Source organism: Nocardia sp. NPDC051832 (genome assembly GCF_040681285.1).
In the GTDB taxonomy this organism is placed as follows: domain Bacteria; phylum Actinomycetota; class Actinomycetes; order Mycobacteriales; family Mycobacteriaceae; genus Nocardia.
Window position 1 is genome coordinate 176,999 of record NZ_JBFAYL010000006.1, and the last position, 16,687, is coordinate 193,685.

Genomic DNA, 16,687 nt, shown 5'->3' on the forward strand with positions numbered 1-16,687 from the left:
CCCTGATCGGTACGCTGACCTGGTCAGACCTACCTGGAGCGCGCATGGCATGGTTCGATCGCGAGTTCATCGCGGCTCCCGACGACCGCAAGAACCACTTGGTGTACAAGTGGCCGGACCTGAACATCCGGCGCTACACCCGGGTGATCGTCAACGCCGACCAGGTGGCGCTTTTCGTCAAGACCGGCGCGGTCGTGGCGACCATCGGCCCGGGCCGCCACCGCGTCGACGCCGACGAGCTCCCCGTGCTCGGCACGTTGATCGATGCGCTCACCGGCGGCAACTACTACCGCGCCGAGCTGTATTTCATTGCCAGGCGCGAGGTTTCGGGGCACAAGTTCGGCGGCTACCTGGCCGAGGTGCTCGATCCGGTCAGCCAGCAGGTGGTCACGCTGCGGGTGTACGGCGAGTTCGCGCTGCAGGTGCGCGATCCGGCCGAGTTCGTGACCACCTGCGCCGGAACCGTCGATCTGGCCGACGGCGGCGCCGTCCAGGCCTGGAGCGCGAACCTGTTACTCAAGGCCATGAAGGTGGTTGTCACCCAGGGAGTTTCGAACGGGGACTGGCCGCTGCTCGGGCTCTCGGCACGGCTGCCCGAAATCGAATCCGCAGTGGTTCGGCAGACGAATGTCGCACTCTACGAATACGGTCTGCGTATACCGCGACTGGGCAACTTTGACATCACGCCCGCACCGGAGGACGCCGAACGGCTCAAGCGACTGGCCAAGGACGTCAGGTACATTCACCTGACCGGCGACTTCCAACGGTACGCGGCAGGCGAACTCGCACTCGGCGCCGGACATGGTATGGCGCGCGGCGGCGAGGGCGGCTTCCTGAGCGCGGCGCTCGGCCTGCACGCGGCCGGCCACGGCACATCGCGGGTCGCGCCGACGTCCGGCTGCCCGTCCTGCCGGGCGGAGATTCCAGCGGATGCGCGGTTCTGTTCACACTGCGGCACACAGCTTTCCCCCCTCGGCCCGCAGGGCTGCGCGAAATGTCACGCCCCGTTGCCCGCGGCGGCTAAATTCTGTGCCGAATGCGGCGCGCCCACCAGCGGCGGCTAGCCGATCAGCGGCCCGGTGCCGTCCCCTCCGTATCGGCGCTGCTCACCAATCCGCGAACCTGGCTGGCCGCCACCGACAACGCGGCAAGATCCAAGGTCTGGGCGGCCAGGATGTCGCGCAACGCGGCGTCGACACGGGCGATCCGGGAGCGGTTCGTCGAGGCCCAGTACTCGATCTTCTCGGCGGTGTCCTCCCCCTGCTCGGTCGCAGTGAGCACGCCGATTGTCAAGGCGCGCAGGCAACTACCGAGATCTTCCCGGATCGCGAGGCGAGCCAGTACGCTCCACCGATCGCCGCGGTCCAGTCGTGCCACCGCCGCCAGCAACCGATCGATCTCGAATCGCGTGCTCAGCGCGGAGTAGAGCTGGGCGACCTCGCCGGGATCGCGGTCCCGGATATCGGCGATGTCGAGCACGTCCAGCATCGGATACAAGTGGATGAGCCCGAACACATCGACCGCCAGGTCCGCGGGCGCGCCCGCGGCGCCGGCCTCGGCCTCGGCCTCGGCCTCGATGTTCGCGGCCAGTGCGGCGGGCAGCCAGGCCTGCCGCCGCAGTGCCAGCGTGCGAATACCCTCGCGATAGCGGGCGACCTCCGCGCCGATGGCCAGCGGCTGCGGCCGATTCGCCAGCAGCCACCGCGCGACCCGATCCAGGGTCCGCCGCGTCTCGAGCTCGAGCCGGCCGCGCACCGCGGCGGGGACCGGCGCCTGGCGAATTCGCTCCCACAGCGGCCGCAGATCGAAGATCCGGACCGCCGCGCCGAAGGCCCGCACCGCGTCCTCGGCGTCGGCTCCCGCCTCTTCGGCGAGCCGGAACGCGAAGCTGATGCCGCCATCGTCGACCAGCTCGTTGGCCGCGGCGGTGGCGATGATCTCGCGCCGCAGCGGATGCCGGGAGATCGCGTCGGCATAGTCATCGCGCAACGGCCCCGGAAAGTACCGCAGCAGCACGGCTCCGGAGGCCGGGCTGTCGGGCAGTGAACCGGTGAGCAGATCGGCTTTGAGCGACAACTTCACCTGAGCCATCAGCGTGGCCAGCTCGGGCGAACTGAGTCCGGTTGTGCGCCGGGCCAGTTCCGCGTCCGCGGGCAACGCGTCGCGTTCCCGGTCTACCACCCCGCGCTGCTCCAGCTCACACAGCAGCCTGCGGTGCACGCTCACCATCGCGGACGCACTGGCCCGCGACAATCCCAGGCAGCGGTTCTGCGCGTGATTGTCCTGCAAGACCAACTCGGCAACCGCATCGGTCAGCCCGGCCAGCAGACGGCCGCGCTCGCCGGGCGTGCGCGCCTCGTCCGCGGCCACTGTGTCGAGCAGGATCTTGATGTTGACCTCGCGGTCGGAGCAGTCGACGCCCGCGGAATTGTCCACGGCGTCGGTGTTGATCCGGCCGCCGCGGCGGCTGAACTCGATGCGTCCGAACGGGGTGACGCCCAGGTTGCCGCCCTCGCCGATCACCCTGGCGCGCACCCGGTTCGCGTCCACGCGCACCGCGTCGTTGGCTTTGTCGCCGACCTCGGCGTGCGCCTCGGCACTGGCCTTGATGTAGGTGCCGATGCCGCCGTTCCACAGCAGATCGACCGGTGCGACGAGGATCGCCTGAATCAGCTCCGGGGGCGACAGCGCCTGGATGTCGTCGTCCAGACCCAGCGCGAGGCGGACCTCGGGACCGATCGGCACGGATTTCGCCGTGCGGTCGTAGACGCCGCCGCCGTCGCTCAGCAGCGCACGGTCGTAATCGGCCCAGCTCGAGCGACTGAGCCGGAAGAGCCGCTCGCGTTCGGCGTAGGAGTCCTCCGGGTCGGGGTACGGGTCCAGGAAGATGTGGCGGTGATCGAAGGCCGCCACCAGCCGGATGGTCCGGGACAGCAGCATGCCGTTACCGAACACGTCGCCGCTCATGTCACCGATGCCGGCGACGGTGAACTCCGCGGTCTGGATGTCGATGTCGAGCTCGCCGAAATGCCGGCGCACACTCACCCACGCGCCTCGCGCTGTGATACCCATGATCTTGTGGTCGTAACCCACCGACCCACCGGAGGCGAAGGCATCGCCGAGCCAGTAATCATACTGCGCGGCAACATCATTGGCGATATCAGAGAAGGCTGCGGTGCCCTTGTCCGCGGCCACCACCAGATAGGTATCGGCGTCGTCGTGCCGCACCACCAGGTCGGGCGGCAGCACCGCGCCCGTCGCCCGGTCCACGTTGTCGGTGAGGTCGAGCAGGCCGCAGATGAAGGTCCGATAGCAGCGCACACCCTCGGCCAGCAACGCCTGCCGGTCGGCGTCCGGGACGCCATCCGCGGCCGGCGGCTTCTTGACCACGAAACCGCCCTTCGCGCCGACCGGCACGATGACGGCGTTCTTCACCGCCTGCGCCTTCACCAAGCCGAGGATCTCGGTACGGAAATCGTCCAGGCGATCCGACCAGCGCAAGCCGCCGCGCGCGACCGGCCCGAAGCGCAGGTGCACCCCTTCGAACCGCGGCGAATAGACGAAGATCTCGAATCGTGGTCGTGGCCAAGGCAACTCGGCGATCGATGCCGGATCGAACTTCAGCGACAGATAATCCGGTGCCGCGCCGCCGGCGCCGCGCCGGAAGTAGTTGGTGCGCAACGTCGCCTGGATCAGGCCGAGGAAGGCGCGCAGGACCCGGTCGGCGTCGAGACCCGGGACCGCGTCGATCATCTGCTGTAGCCGGGCGGCGATCTCGTCGGCCGGCGCCACGCCTTCCGGGCGCGGGTGGTCGGGATCGAAACGCGCGTCGAATAATTCGGCGTACAGCCGGGCCGCGGCGGGGTGGGCCAGCAGCACGCGGGTGATGCCCGACAGGCCATAGGCGAAACCGGCCTGCCGCAGATACCGGGCGTAGGCGCGCAGCATCACGATGTGGCGCCACCGCATACCCGCCCGCAACACCAGTTCGTTGAGTCCGTCGGCCTCCGCACGCCCCGACCACATGGCGGTGACCGCGTCCGGCAGTCGCCGGCGGATGTCACCGGCCGAGTCCGGCTCGCCCGGGCCATCCAGCGCCGCTTCCATGTCCGGATCCAGTGAATCGCGCAGCAGCGCGGCGGGAACTCGCAGGCCGAAGTCGTAGATCCAGCGCGGCTCGGCCGCGCGCGGCGACACCGGGTAGGACTGTTCGTCGACCACCTCGAGGCCCAGGCTGTGCAGCAGCGGCAGCAGCTCGCTCAGCGAAACCCCGTGGCCCGCCTTATAGAGCGTGAACCGCCACTCCCCCGGCCGTGCTCCCGCACGCCGATACAGCCGGGTGCCGATCGCACCCTCGGCCAGGCCCTCCAGCCGCCGCACGTCACGCAACGCGGCCTCCGGCCCGAACTGCTCCTGGTAGCCCGCGGGGAAGGCGTCCGCGTAATCGCGGACGGCTGCTCGCAACTCGGTGGAACTGCCTGCGGCAGCGAACATTACCCGATCCGGCCAGGTGCGGGTGGCGGCGAACAACTCCTCCTGGACCCGCTCCCGGTCCACCTCGGCCAGTACGACGGGCGCCGCCTGCGGCGACCGGTACACGGTGAAATAGACCACGGCGAGCTCCGATTCCGTGGCCCGGGCCGAATAGCTGATCCGCTCACCGCCGAATTCGGCGAACAGGATGTCCCGCATGCGATTACGAGATTCGGTGGAGTAGCGATCCCGTGGCAGGTAGACAAGGCAATATACCGCCCGTTCGTCCTGCCGCACGAACAGCCGGACCTGCCTGCGCGCGCCCAGATTCATGACCGCCGAAACGGTTTCGAGCAGTCGGCGCGCGTCGCTCGAGAACAGCTCCCGGCGCGGAAAAGCCTGCAGCACCTCGAGCATCGTCTGCCCGGAGAACGACCTCAGGTCGAATCCGGCCCATTCGATGGCTTGCTGGACGCGGCCGGCGACCACCGGAATGTCCAGGACGTCCTCGTGCAGCGCGGTGACCGTGAAGGTCCCCACGAAAACGTGCTCGCCCTGCAGCAAAGCCGTGGTGTCTCCGGTCGCGCCGGCTCGGCCGGGATCCACGGTCCCGAGATCGGCGACGCTGACGAAGTAGAGGTCGGGCACACCCGGCACGAAGCCGGCCGCCGTCCCGTTGGCCAGCCGCAGCACCGGGCGCGGCGCACCCGAAACCGGTATCGGCAAAGCGGTTTCGGAGCCGTCCCGCAACAACCCCAGGCCGGTGCCCGGCACCAGCCACGGCTCGAACTCGGCGTCGATCGCCGGTCCGGACCGCCGATTCTGGTACTCGCCGTAGCCGAGGATCGTGAAGTGCCCGTCGGCGAGCCAGCGCAGCAGGTCGGCGCAATCCGGCAGTTCGGCATCGGCGGCCCACTCGGCGGCCAGGTTCAGCCGATCCGCCAGGGCCAGCGTAGCCGCGGACATTCGCGGCGTGTCCTCGGTGACGCGCCGCAGGTCGACCAGCAGTGTGCGCAGTGTCTGCTCGATTCCCGCCGCCAGCTCTGAGCTGATCTCGGAGGACAGCTGGATGTGCATCCAGGACTCGGCGAAGACGTGGCGCCCGGTGACCTGGGCCGGCATAGCGCCGTTTCCCGGTTCGATGGTGCACAGCCGCCCGGTGCGATCGCGCACCACCTGGCAGATCGGGTGCACGACCTCGGCGACCTCGACGCCCAGCCAGCGCAGTGCGGCCGTCACGGTGTCGACCAGCAGCGGCATGTCGTCGTTGACGATGTGCACCGCCGCGCCGAGTCCGTGCTCGTCACCGGGCAGGTAGACCCGGACGTTCGCCGTCGCGTGCGCACGGAATTCGGCCAGCCTCAGGTGCTCGGCCAGGATGCGCTCGGGCCGGTTCCTGGATCCCGAATCCGACTGGAACCAGCGTAGATACGTTGCGGCCAGGCCGGCCCGATCCGTGTGATAAGGCCGCGAGGTGACGGCCTGCTGGGTGGTGGCCACTGTGGCACCGTGCTTTCCGAGGTGAGGTGAGTGCGTCATCCGAGGAACCCCGATCGCGCGAGGAAGACCTGGGCGCCTTTGCGATCGCTGAATGTGCCGGTTTCCAGCTGCAATCGGTTGCCGGTGTGCGCGACGTGCAAGGTGGCCGAGCGGCCGATCGCCGCGAAGACCGCACCGTCCGTGACCACCGTCGCGCCGGATCCGCGCCAGCGTTCGATAGCGGCCGCCAGCTGGTCGGCGGCGCCGGTCTGCACGTAGAGGGTCAGGTCGCGACCACCGGTGATGCCTCCTGCCAGCAGCGGATTCGCCGCTCGGATCACACATTTCTGCATGGTCTCGACGTTCAGGGGGGCACAGGACACGGCGCCGCGCAGGGGGCCGGGCAGTTTCTCCGGACCTGCCGCGCTGTGCCCGGGCAGCAGATCCGGCGGCGCCAGCTCGATCGAACACGAGCGCGCCACGAACACACCGGTCAGCACGGTCAGCACGGTGCCGCCGAGCACGGCGGCCCACTGCCACCCCAGGCGCTGTCCAATTCGCCGCTTGCGGCCTTCGGCGCGCGCCGCGCCGGGCTGCGCCGCGGAGTCGCCCGGCTCGGCCGCCGCTGCCCGGCCGGCACCCACGCTCAGCGGAGCGCCGCAGTCGCCGCATTTGGTCGTGGGCGCCGGGTTGCGATGCCCGCAGTACTCGCACGTGCTTTCAGACATTTCAGTGCCCCGTAATCACGATCGAGGAAATGGCGGTGGTATTGATCGAAGGCGGGCCTTTGGATTCCAAGATCGTCACAACGACACCGGACGCCTTGATCGGCGGATCGAATTTCGTGACGACCAAGGTGCGTTGATCGAGGGTCTTCTGCGTATAGGTGGTTTCGTCGGCGTCGTCGAATTGATAGGACAGCCGGCTGACGGTGCGGTATTTCGTCCACTGGTCCTCGCCGGCTGGGTTGACGTGGTCCCAGCCGGGGACGATCCCGATGGTTTCGATGGTGAAGCTGCCGCCGAAGTCGATTCGCAGCAATTGCCCGTCGACTCGGTAGGCGCGTACGCAGGACCAGGCCTTGCCCGGTTCGCCGCCGAACGCGTCCATCCCGTCGGTACTGCCTGGCGGGCAATGCGATTCGGCGGCGCGGACCGCGACCGTACTCGCCTCGACGACCGGACTGCTGGGGGGCGGCGATGACGGGGCGGGCGCCTGCGGGGTCGGCGTGATCACCAGCACCTGGTCGGACTTCCCGGTGTCCTCGCCGCTGGAATTCAACAGCCAGGCGACGAGCACGAGCGATAAAGCCAACAGGGCGAGAGCAACTCTGGGCTTGCGCAGTTGCGCCAGAAACCTGTTCCCGCGAGCCGCGGTGGCACTATGGGCCGCCGGCCATTCCGCCGCCGGGACCGGGGCGTCGGGCTCCGGGCTCCCCTGCAACCGAGCAGCGGGCAGTTCGGCCGAAGCCCCGGAGAACGGGTGCGCGGCGGTACTCGGATCCCGCGCACTGAGGAGTTCGTTGATGCGGTCGGTGGCGGACGGGCCTGGGCCGCGAGTCCGCTCGACGGGGCTCGGCACCGAGGCGGTGTCGAACTCCGGATCGGAGAGGAGCGCGTCGAGGACCGCTTGCCGATGCCGTAGAACGCTGTCGCCGGGATCCTCTTCGGGCATGTTCCGGATGCTATCGGCCTGGACCTGCCCCCTTCGCCGTCACATTCCCCGTGCTGGGAAATGCACTGCTGGAGTGCGATTCAGCGCTTTTCCTCCGGAGTGACGAAGTATTCCGGAGGCACGTCGAATACCCGTGCCAACGCGATGATCAGATCCAAACGCGGAATTGCTTGACCGTGAATCAGCCGATAAAGGCCCGATTGTGAAACCGGCACATCCGGATAGGCCAATTCCAGATGCTGCGCAAGGGAATACAGCGTCAGTCCGCGAGTGGAACCGTCCTCGGTCGACACCACTGATTCGGTTACCAGGGCTGCCAGCCGCCTCGAGAAGATCGCGGCCGCAGTCTGCCGGGGCGTCGGCCCGGCCTCGATCCGACTGCCGAATTCGCCGTTCTCCGACGCTGAATTCGCTACCACATCCGCAGACATTACCGCTCCAGCACAATCGGTCCCATCAGCTCGGCACCGCCGGCGGCACCACCGCGCGCGGCGCCTGGCTCTCCTGCGGTGCGCCGCCGAGATAGCTTGTCTCACCGTGCGGTTCGATCAGGTCGACCCGCACGGTCCGCATCGGGATGCTCACGTCCACGGCGGCCGCACCCACTTGGTCGATCGCCAGGTCCGCCGCGGCGCGGCGCGGACCGCCCGGATCATTGATGGTCATGGTGGTCGGCGCACCGGAGCTGTGCGGCGGCACATGGTCGAAGACCACGATCGTGGCGGCGGACCCGCCGTCCACCTGCCGATCCGGGTCGGCCAGACGCAGCGCCTGCGGATCGCCGACCGCCGCGACCAGCTGCCGCCACCGGTCCGGCCGGGCCGTGTGCACCTCCACGTCCGCGCCGACCGCCATCGCACGCAGGATGATCTGTTGTGCGACCGGCAAATTCGCGTGCACGTCTACTGCGCGCCGCCGCGGTTGATACGGCGCGGGGTCGAACAGCGGTAGCGCCAGGGTGTGCCGGGGCTGCCCGCTGATCGCGCCGAGTATCTGCCCACTGGGGCCGATGGCCACGGCCATCCGCGCCACCAGTTCCGCCGGTGCGCCTCCGGCCTGCGGGGCAGGCAGTGCGGGCATCGAAGCGCCGGTCGGCAACGAGGCGAGCAACGCCTTGGATTGGCACCCACCCAGGAGACGGAGATAGCCGGGCACGTCGGCCATCGCAGGCCCGATGAACCGGACCAGCGCCCGTGGCCCGCTTTCGGGACCGGTGTAGTTGAGCACCACCGTGGTGCGGCCGTTGTTCCAGGTCCAGCAATCGTCGAAGTCCGTGCCAGGCAGCCGATTCCAGTCGATGACGTAGCTGGTGACGAAGCGGCCCGGCACCGCGGTCGCCAGGCTGCCCCATTTCTCCCGCAGCGCCGAGAGCTCGACGCCCTCGTGTAACACCCGCACGGCGTCGCGCAGCGCCACCGCGGGCAGCGCGTGCGCGGCGATGCCGCGCTCCCGGAATCGCCCGGCGATCCGGTGCGCCGCACTCGCCAACGCTTCGGGAGCCGTGCGGGCGACCGGGCCGCGGCGGGCCAGGACGGCCAGATTCCGCTCCGGGTGCAGGCGCAGCACCAGCCAGGTCAGCCGGTCGCCGACCACCGGCTGGGCGCCGATCAGCTGGTCGTAGAGCATGCTGTAGCCACCACCGGCCCGCAGCCGCCGGCCGGTGGTGATGATATCGATATCGATATCGACGCCGAACTGGTCCAGCAGGTCGCCGATCAGCGCGAGCGGGACGGTGTCCTCGGTATAGACGGTCTTGTCACCGACGACGGTGGGCAGATCCAGATCCGGGGCGAGCTGGATCATCGCGGTCAGTACGCCGTCCGCCGCGCCGATCCCACAGACCCCCGCGGCGACCGTCACCTCGGCGACTTGCGGAGTCCGGGCCCGGGCGCGCGCCTGCGCGGGCCGGCGCACCTGGAACTCGACCCAATCGGCCCCCCACCGGAACAGTGTGCGCCCGTTGATCTTCACCGTCGCGGCGGCCAGCAGCACGGCGGCGGCGATCGCGCTGACCCACCACACGGTGAGCCCGGAGAGTGCGACCACCACGACGCTGCCACCGATCACTGTTGCCGCGACGACACCGTGTTCGGTGTTGCCGGTCCGGTTCACCGCGCCCTCCGCGAGGTCCGCCCCGGCAATACCACGCAGAGCCCGAGGGCCGCGATCACCGCGATCACGATCAGTGCCGTGCGGCGCGGGCGGGTATCCGGACCCGGTCGCGGGGGCGGCACCGGTAGCTCGGCGGCCCGGAACAGACCGGCGGGGGCGGCCGGTGGCGTGCGATAGCTCAGTGCCGCAAGCGGATCGATGACGCCCGCTCCCACGGCATTGTCGATCCGCCGGGCGGGCGCGTGCGCTGCGCCCACCAGGCGGGCGATGATGTCGGCCGGGTTCTCGTTCGGATACCGCGAACGCACCAGCGCCGCCACCCCGCCGACGTATGCCGCGGCGAACGCCGGGCCGCCGATCGGCGCCAGCTTCCCCGGGGGGCCGATCCCGTTGACCAGGCCCGCGCCGTCCGGTCCGAGCGATTCGATGCCGGTGCCCGGCGCCGCCGCGAGCACCCAGGGGCCGTTCAGCGACTCCGGTACCGGCGTTCCGTCGGCAGTGGTGAACCCGACGGTCAGCACCGCCGGCGCGAACCAGCCCGGCACCGCGATCGTCTTGACCCCGGCCCAATTCCGCGGGTCGGCCGGGTGGGCGGGATCGATACCCGGATTCTGCGCACAGCTCGATCCCGATCCCGCGGTATCCCCGGCGCCCGCGACGATCAGGGCGCCGCGATCGTAGACGGCGAAGCCGATCGCGGCCGCCAGCGACGTCTGGTCTACCGGCAGATCGACCGGCACGCACAGCGCGCTCGGCACCACGATCACACCTGCGCCGAGGTAGGCGGCGTGGGTGATCGCCCGCGCCAGGGTGCGGACCGGTAGAGCGAGCCGTTCCACCGGATCCTGACCGATCGGCCGTTCCTCGGTGAACGCGGCGGAATGCGCCCGGATGGCGATGATCCGCGCGTCGGGCGCGACACCGGCGAACCCGTCGGCGGGATCGCTCGCGGCACCGATGATTCCGGCGACCAGGGTGCCGTGCGCGTCGCAATCGGTGAGCCCGTCACCGGCCACGACGAAGTCGCCGCCGCCGGACAGGTTGGGCAGGCGCGGGTTCGGGTGCACGCCGGTGTCGACGACCGCGACCGTGACGCCCGCGCCGCGGCTGAGCGCCCGCGCTTGGCGTAGCCGCAGCGCCAGGTCCGCGGGCGGCGGCTGGGCGAGGTCGCTGGCCGGCAGGACGCCCGCGGTCTGACACTGCGTGTTCTGCTTCATCGGAAACTCGGGCGCCACAACCGGATCCGGCGGCGGCGGCCCGGTGACCACATCCGGTGGGCCGATCGCGGCGGCAGGCGCCGGGGCCGCGGCGAACAGCAGCACCGTCAGCGCCAGCCCGATGGCTCTCCCCCGCGTCATCAAATCTGCCGCATCGCGGTGTAGACGCCCATGATCCAGAAGGCGAGCACCGGCACGACGACGAGCAGGGCGTACTCGACCAGGTCGATGACCCGTCGCGTCACCGGCGACAGCCGCTTGTCCGGCAGTCGAACCGCGGCCACGCAGCCGCCGGCCGACGCCAGCGCCACCAGCAGCGCGATCAGCAACCAGACCGGTGGCGCGGCATGGGACGCCGCTGTCACGAACGCCGATCCGGCGGCGGTGACCACGGCGGCGGCGATGAGTGCGATGGCCTGCACCCGGTCCGGGAACCAGCGGGCCCGCATGCCGAGTATCCCGGCTATCGCGAGGGCCAGCACGATTTCCCGGATCCCGCCCGGGAACGCGGCGCAGATGGCAAGCACCGCGAAGGACAGCGCGGTCGCGATCGCGACGATCAATCCGCGCAGGCTGGTCACGGCCAGCCGGGCGCGGCTCTCGATGCTCTGCGGCATACGCGGATCGGGATGTTCCGGATCCTGCCCGGTGGCGGCGTCGAAGATGTCGTTCAACGTCGCAGGCGTGACGTCGCTGCCGGGGTCGGGCAGATCCGGTGGCCGGATCCGCGCGATCACCACCGCGACCCGCGGCGCCGCCGTCAACAGGATCACCGCCACCAGCACCACCCCGGCGGCCACCTTCCCGACGGGAATCTCCGTGTACGCCAGCACAATTGCGGCTACCGCGGCCAGTACACCGAGCATGGTCATCGCCATCAACGTCGCGATGCCGACTCTAGTGAGCCGGATCAGTGCCGCCGCCGCAACGGCCACCGCCACCGCGCCTGCCGCGTTGTTCGGGGCAGCGAACAGGCCGGGGATTCGGTCCGGCGTCGGCACGAGCATCGCGGCGCCCGCGAACAACAGCGGCAGCGACGACAACGCCAGGCCGAGACAGGCCAGGGCCGACTGCTGCCGGGTCCAGGCGACCAGCGCCGCACCCCAGCAACTCGCGCCGAGCAGCAGCGCGGGTAACGCGAACCAGGCGATCGAACCGCTGGCGCTCCAGCCCGCGCACAGCAGCGCCGCGATGACGGTCGCCCCGACGCCGAGCACACCGAGCCCGACCACTCGCGAAGTGGGCGCATCGAATTCGGCGAACTCGCGCTCGTTGATCAACGCGAGGGCGTCGGTGATGTCCTCGACCACCGGAGTGAAAATCTCCGCCGACTCGACCGCCGACAGGGCGAGCACCGCGCCATCGGCGATGCCGTGATCGGCCAGGCTGCGCCAGCGCGGTATCGGCAGCTGCCCGGGCCGGGCCAGGCTCCATTGCCCCTGCGCGGGAACGAAATCGACGCTCTCGTCGGCGATGGCCTCGGCCAGCACGGCCACCAGATCGTCGATGTAGGTCTCGACGGTGAACCTGGTCGGGATCACCACGTCCACCTGATAGGCGGCCACCATCACCGCCACCCGCACCCGCTCGACCTCCGCGGTGGGCGCGGCCGGTGCGGCGGCCGGGGCGCTCACCGCCACCGCCCGTTCTCGGTGAAGCCGTCGGCGCGGCCCACGACGAACCCCGGAAAGTCCTCGGAGACAACAGCGGCCAGCTCCTCCAGCGCCACACGGGTACCCTCGCCGAGCAACCGCAGATCGATCGGTCCGCCCTCGGCCAGATGCGCGTCGTACGGCACGCTCAGCGTAGGCCGCTGCGCAGCCTCGAAAAGGCCCTCGACGACCGACATGTCGACCTGGGGCTTGCGCGACGGCTGCTGCACGATCGCGACAACCGATCTCGCGGCGAGCTCACCGAGCCCATGCGCGCCCAGCCAGTGCAGGGTCGCAAGAGCACCGTTCACACCGCCGACCGTCGCCGGGGTGACCACGATGACGGAGTCACTGCCGAGCAGCACCGAACGTGTAGCCGAATCCATTACGCCCACACCGCAATCCACCAGGATCAGGCTGTAGTGCTTGCGCAGGATATCGGTGCCGACAACGTATTCCGCACCGGTGAGCGCCGTATCGGTCGCCGTGGTCCAGACCGAACCGATGGTCGCGAGATCCGATCGGTTCACCGAAACATAAGCTTGCACTGCGGAGAACGAGTCCAGCCGGGTCGCCCGCGCCAGATCACGCAGCGACAGCCCGTACGGGTGCCGCCGAGTCCGGGTGGCGAGATCGCCGAAGTGCGGGCTGGCATCGACGGCGATCACTCGGTCCGGACGGATGGCCGCGAATACCGAGCCGAGCGCCGCGACCGTAGTCGTGCGGCCCACACCACCTTTCACGCTCAGCACCGCGACCTGGTAGGGATTGATCAGCTGCCGGCGGATCCGTTCGCGCCGCTGCTCGGCCGCCTGCTCGGCCGGCGAGAGCCCGATCCGGAACCCGACCCGGTTCAGCGCACCACGCACCCCGGTGGTCGAGCGCAATGCCGCACCGCCCCCCGAGCCGACCTCGGCCGGCAACTCCGGCGAGTCCAGCACCCGCGTGAGTTCGGCGCGCGGTGGACCGGCCGGTCGTGGCCGGGCCGGGAGCATGGCGAGCGTGCCACTCGACTCCGGAACCTCTTGTGCGACAACCACATCGGGCTCGCGACGCCACCGGTAGCGACGGCCGGATACCTCCGCAGATGGGGCGTCGGCGGCTGACGGTCCGTCCGCCACGACCGGCTCGGACTCCACGATCTGCCGCGGGGCGGTCGCGTTGTCATCCAGGTTCACATAGCGATACGGACCTGATCCCGCGACCTCCTCGTCCTCCGATTCGAAGAACGCGTCGTAGCCACTCGCCAATTTCTCGTTCACGTTTTCAGGCCTCTCGCCACCAGATTTCACAGAGTCGACGGCGTCCGCGTCGAGTCGAACCAACTGCCGCTCGGCAACAGCTCGATCAGCGCCGCCAGACTCGCCCGCAAAGTGGCCTCGTCACCCGGCGCATAGGTGGACCAGGTCTCGCCGTCCGCGGCGACCCGCGGCGTCACCACGATCCGCCCGTCCGGTGTATCCAGCACGCTCACACAGAGATTCGGTTCCGGGGTGACACCGTCGTGGTGTTCGAGCAGCACGATCTCCGCGCGGCGGATGATCGAATCCATCGCCCGGGTCAGTACGGATGCCGTAGCACGTCCCGCACCAAGGTCCCGCAGGGCCGCCTCGCGTTGCCCCGGATCCGCCGGGACCTTCTCGAACTCCGGCAGGGTGGCGGTGAGCGGCTCGAAAGTCAGACCGTCTCGTCCGCCGAGCGCCGCCAGCAGCGCCGTGGTCAGCGGATTCAGCTGCCCCTCCGCGATATCGATCGACTGCACGACCAGGTGGTCGTCGCAACGCGCGGCCAGCACGTGGGTCCGGCCCGCGCGCACGAGCGACAGCCGCAACATCGCGCGCAGTCCGCCTACCTGACTCAGCTCCGAAACACGGACTGCCAGTTCGGCATCCGGCCGCTCCAGACACCGAAGCCATCCCGCCACCGCGGGGTGCACTCGCTTGTCCTCGACGATGCCCGCAACAGCGAGCTCGCCGAGTACAACCTCGTGCACCCGTTGCCGGTCTTCCTCGTTGTCGATGTTCGGCATGAGCGCGAGTACCGAAGGGTAGCTGTCGATTCCGACGATCGATTGCAGGACCAACGCCGCATCGACGTTGAGATCGACAGCCGTCGGATCCGAGTTCACATCGCTCCCGTGTGGTCACAAACCGGACTCTACGTAGAGAAGAACAGATTCCGGTTATTGGTATCCGTAACTTCCATGAGCTTGCCAGCGTCTACGATGGCGCTGCGCAGCCGTGCCAACGTCTCGTCGTACTGCCTCAACTGCGTGTCCAATCGCGACGCGATCTCGTTATATGCTTCGGCGGCCTGACCGGTGAACGCATCCGCTGAGGCGAGCAATTCGGTCTTTAGCTGATGGATGTTGGCGGAATTCGACTGCATTCCATTCACAATCACTTGCAGCCGAGCGCCACTCGCCTCAATTGCTACAAAATTGTATTTGACGACGCTGGACATTGCTTCTCCATTCTGTAGGGTGCCGATCACCAGTTGGTCTGCACCTTGGCCGTGTCTGCGGTCGACCACCCGCCGGCATCGACGACACCGTCTCCACCAAGTGCGGCGTTGACTTTTGCTGCACCCTCCAAGTCCTCGATATTGACCGAGTACCCGGTCTTCTTGAGCTGATCGGAGAGGTGCTGCAACACCGTGGCCAGCGGCCGACCAGCCGCGTGCGCCTGTCCCAGTGCGTTGTAAATCGCGTGGCCGGCCCCTTGGCTCACCACCGCGACGCGCAACTCGTCCTGCACGAACGACAGTGCTTTCAAATGACTCTCCAATTCGCCGAGGCACGCGGCGGTGTTGTTCGCCGTATTCTGCAGGCGCACCTCATCCGAGATCACCCCACTATTGGGACTGGTCATGGTAGAAAATCCTTTCTTTGACTTTTCGTCCACGGCAGGGCGCCGCGTACGTTCAGACAGCTACTCGCTCGTCGTCGGCGAAGTCGATGACACCGACTGCTGGCACGGGCTCGAGTGTCGAGACTTCCTGTCCGGCCGAAGGCGCGAAAACCGCACTCTTCTGGTCCTCGGTGTAGCGGCGGCGCTGCTGAGCGCCGGGTGCACTAGCCCCGCGCGGTGCGGCGTTCTGCATCAATGGCGCGGCCGTATTCGCCTGTGGCGCACCGAAAGTGGTACCGACAGTCCAGTTCGGCGGCATCCGGAGGCCGGCGGCAGCACTGGACACAGCTCCCACGCCACCGCGCAGCATACCGAGCACAACCGCGCTGCCCATGCCCCCTTGCAGTCCGGCCAGGGTCGCAGAACTCGGCGAGGTGCCGAGGAATCCGGTCTCCCTCGGCATGCCTTCGGGGAGCTCGGCGTGCCTCGGATGCATCGACTGATCGGCCGCCGCCAGCTGATCCGCCGGGGACGTGAGCGGTGCGCCTTCTGGCCCGAGGCCGGAGGCGACCGGATCCGTTGCCCCAGTTCCAGGTCCAGTTCCGGGATTGGACGGAGGAGCGGTGCCGTCGGCCATTCCACCGCCCAGCTGGGCCGACCCCGGCATCCGCGAAGCCTCCTGCGAGAGAAAACCTCCGCCGGTGATGGGCGGCGCCACGGTCGGCGGTGGAAGCATCACATTGGGGATAGTTTGGGCGAAGTAGGTGGTCATCGACATAGCCGCCTGCGTCCACATGACCCCGTAAATGGTCTCGTTCACGGCGATGGCAGCCGTGTTCTGGGACATGCTGTTGGTCGCGATCAGGCCTACTGTGACAGCGCGATTCAGCACAATCGCCGGCAATTGTGGCATCGTGGCGCGGGCGGTGGCATTCGCCGCGGCCTGCGCCGTCGCCTTCGCGCAGGCCACATCGGCCACCGCGGCCAGCTCGAGCAGTCCCAGTGTGTGCGTCGTGAACGCCTTCTGCGCCATACTGGCGGTCGGTCCGTGCCAGGTCGTGAGCAATTCCCCCATGTGCGCTTGCCGCGCCGCCGCGCAGGTCCGCAGGCCGTCGGCGAGGGCTCGATACGCGGTCGCGGTGGCGAGCATCGGTGCGGGGCCCGGCCCGAAACTCAGAAGGAAGGAATTGACCTCGGGGGGCCGAGCCGCCCAAATCCAGTACATCGCTGG

13 protein-coding genes are annotated in these 16,687 nt (G+C 69.0%); 1 reads left to right on the top strand and 12 read right to left on the bottom strand.

Annotated features, from left to right (window positions below; translation table 11 throughout):
- The first annotated feature begins 44 nt into the window (after positions 1-44).
- On the top strand, positions 45-1,064 hold the full coding sequence (locus AB0M14_RS33290; RefSeq protein WP_365002529.1) for an SPFH domain-containing protein: 1,020 nt from the start codon (positions 45-47) through the stop codon (positions 1,062-1,064).
- A 4-nt stretch (positions 1,065-1,068) separates the two neighbouring features.
- On the opposite strand, the gene AB0M14_RS33295 is transcribed toward AB0M14_RS33290, so the two are convergent.
- The 12 genes from AB0M14_RS33295 to AB0M14_RS33350 form a co-directional block, all read right to left on the bottom strand.
- A complete protein-coding gene (locus tag AB0M14_RS33295) occupies positions 1,069-6,012 on the bottom strand; it encodes an NAD-glutamate dehydrogenase (RefSeq protein WP_365002532.1) in 4,944 nt (1,647 codons plus the stop codon).
- Positions 6,009-6,680: a hypothetical protein gene (locus AB0M14_RS33300; protein WP_365002535.1), complete on the bottom strand. Its 672-nt coding sequence runs from the start codon at positions 6,678-6,680 to the stop codon at positions 6,009-6,011. The genes AB0M14_RS33295 and AB0M14_RS33300 overlap by 4 nt, the downstream gene beginning before the upstream one ends.
- Position 6,681: 1 nt before the next feature.
- Positions 6,682-7,626, bottom strand: coding sequence for a hypothetical protein (locus tag AB0M14_RS33305; RefSeq protein ID WP_365002538.1), 945 nt, complete (start codon positions 7,624-7,626; stop codon positions 6,682-6,684).
- Positions 7,627-7,706: 80 nt separating this feature from the next.
- Positions 7,707-8,057 (bottom strand): helix-turn-helix transcriptional regulator, encoded by a 351-nt coding sequence (locus tag AB0M14_RS33310; RefSeq protein WP_365002541.1) that lies wholly within the window; start codon positions 8,055-8,057, stop codon positions 7,707-7,709.
- 25 nt (positions 8,058-8,082) lie between these two features.
- On the bottom strand, positions 8,083-9,738 hold the full coding sequence (gene eccE / locus AB0M14_RS33315; RefSeq protein WP_365002544.1) for a type VII secretion protein EccE: 1,656 nt from the start codon (positions 9,736-9,738) through the stop codon (positions 8,083-8,085).
- Positions 9,735-11,096 carry a type VII secretion-associated serine protease mycosin gene (gene mycP, locus AB0M14_RS33320; RefSeq protein WP_365002547.1) on the bottom strand — a complete coding sequence of 454 codons (1,362 nt, stop codon included), beginning with the start codon at positions 11,094-11,096 and terminating at the stop codon, positions 9,735-9,737. Before mycP ends, eccE begins: the two co-directional genes overlap by 4 nt.
- Positions 11,096-12,589: a type VII secretion integral membrane protein EccD gene (gene eccD / locus AB0M14_RS33325; RefSeq protein ID WP_365002550.1), complete on the bottom strand. Its 1,494-nt coding sequence runs from the start codon at positions 12,587-12,589 to the stop codon at positions 11,096-11,098. The genes mycP and eccD overlap by 1 nt, the downstream gene beginning before the upstream one ends.
- Positions 12,586-13,869 carry a MinD/ParA family protein gene (locus AB0M14_RS33330; RefSeq protein ID WP_365002553.1) on the bottom strand — a complete coding sequence of 428 codons (1,284 nt, stop codon included), beginning with the start codon at positions 13,867-13,869 and terminating at the stop codon, positions 12,586-12,588. The genes eccD and AB0M14_RS33330 overlap by 4 nt, the downstream gene beginning before the upstream one ends.
- Positions 13,870-13,895: 26 nt before the next feature.
- Positions 13,896-14,735 carry an ESX secretion-associated protein EspG gene (locus AB0M14_RS33335; RefSeq protein ID WP_365002556.1) on the bottom strand — a complete coding sequence of 280 codons (840 nt, stop codon included), beginning with the start codon at positions 14,733-14,735 and terminating at the stop codon, positions 13,896-13,898.
- Between the two features lie 29 nt (positions 14,736-14,764).
- Entirely contained in the window at positions 14,765-15,070 is a 306-nt protein-coding gene (locus AB0M14_RS33340; RefSeq protein ID WP_365002560.1) for a WXG100 family type VII secretion target, read from the bottom strand.
- A 26-nt stretch (positions 15,071-15,096) separates the two neighbouring features.
- A complete protein-coding gene (locus AB0M14_RS33345) occupies positions 15,097-15,477 on the bottom strand; it encodes a hypothetical protein (protein ID WP_365002563.1) in 381 nt (126 codons plus the stop codon).
- 52 nt (positions 15,478-15,529) lie between these two features.
- Entirely contained in the window at positions 15,530-16,681 is a 1,152-nt protein-coding gene (locus tag AB0M14_RS33350; protein ID WP_365002566.1) for a PPE domain-containing protein, read from the bottom strand.
- Between the last annotated feature and the right edge of the window lie 6 nt (positions 16,682-16,687).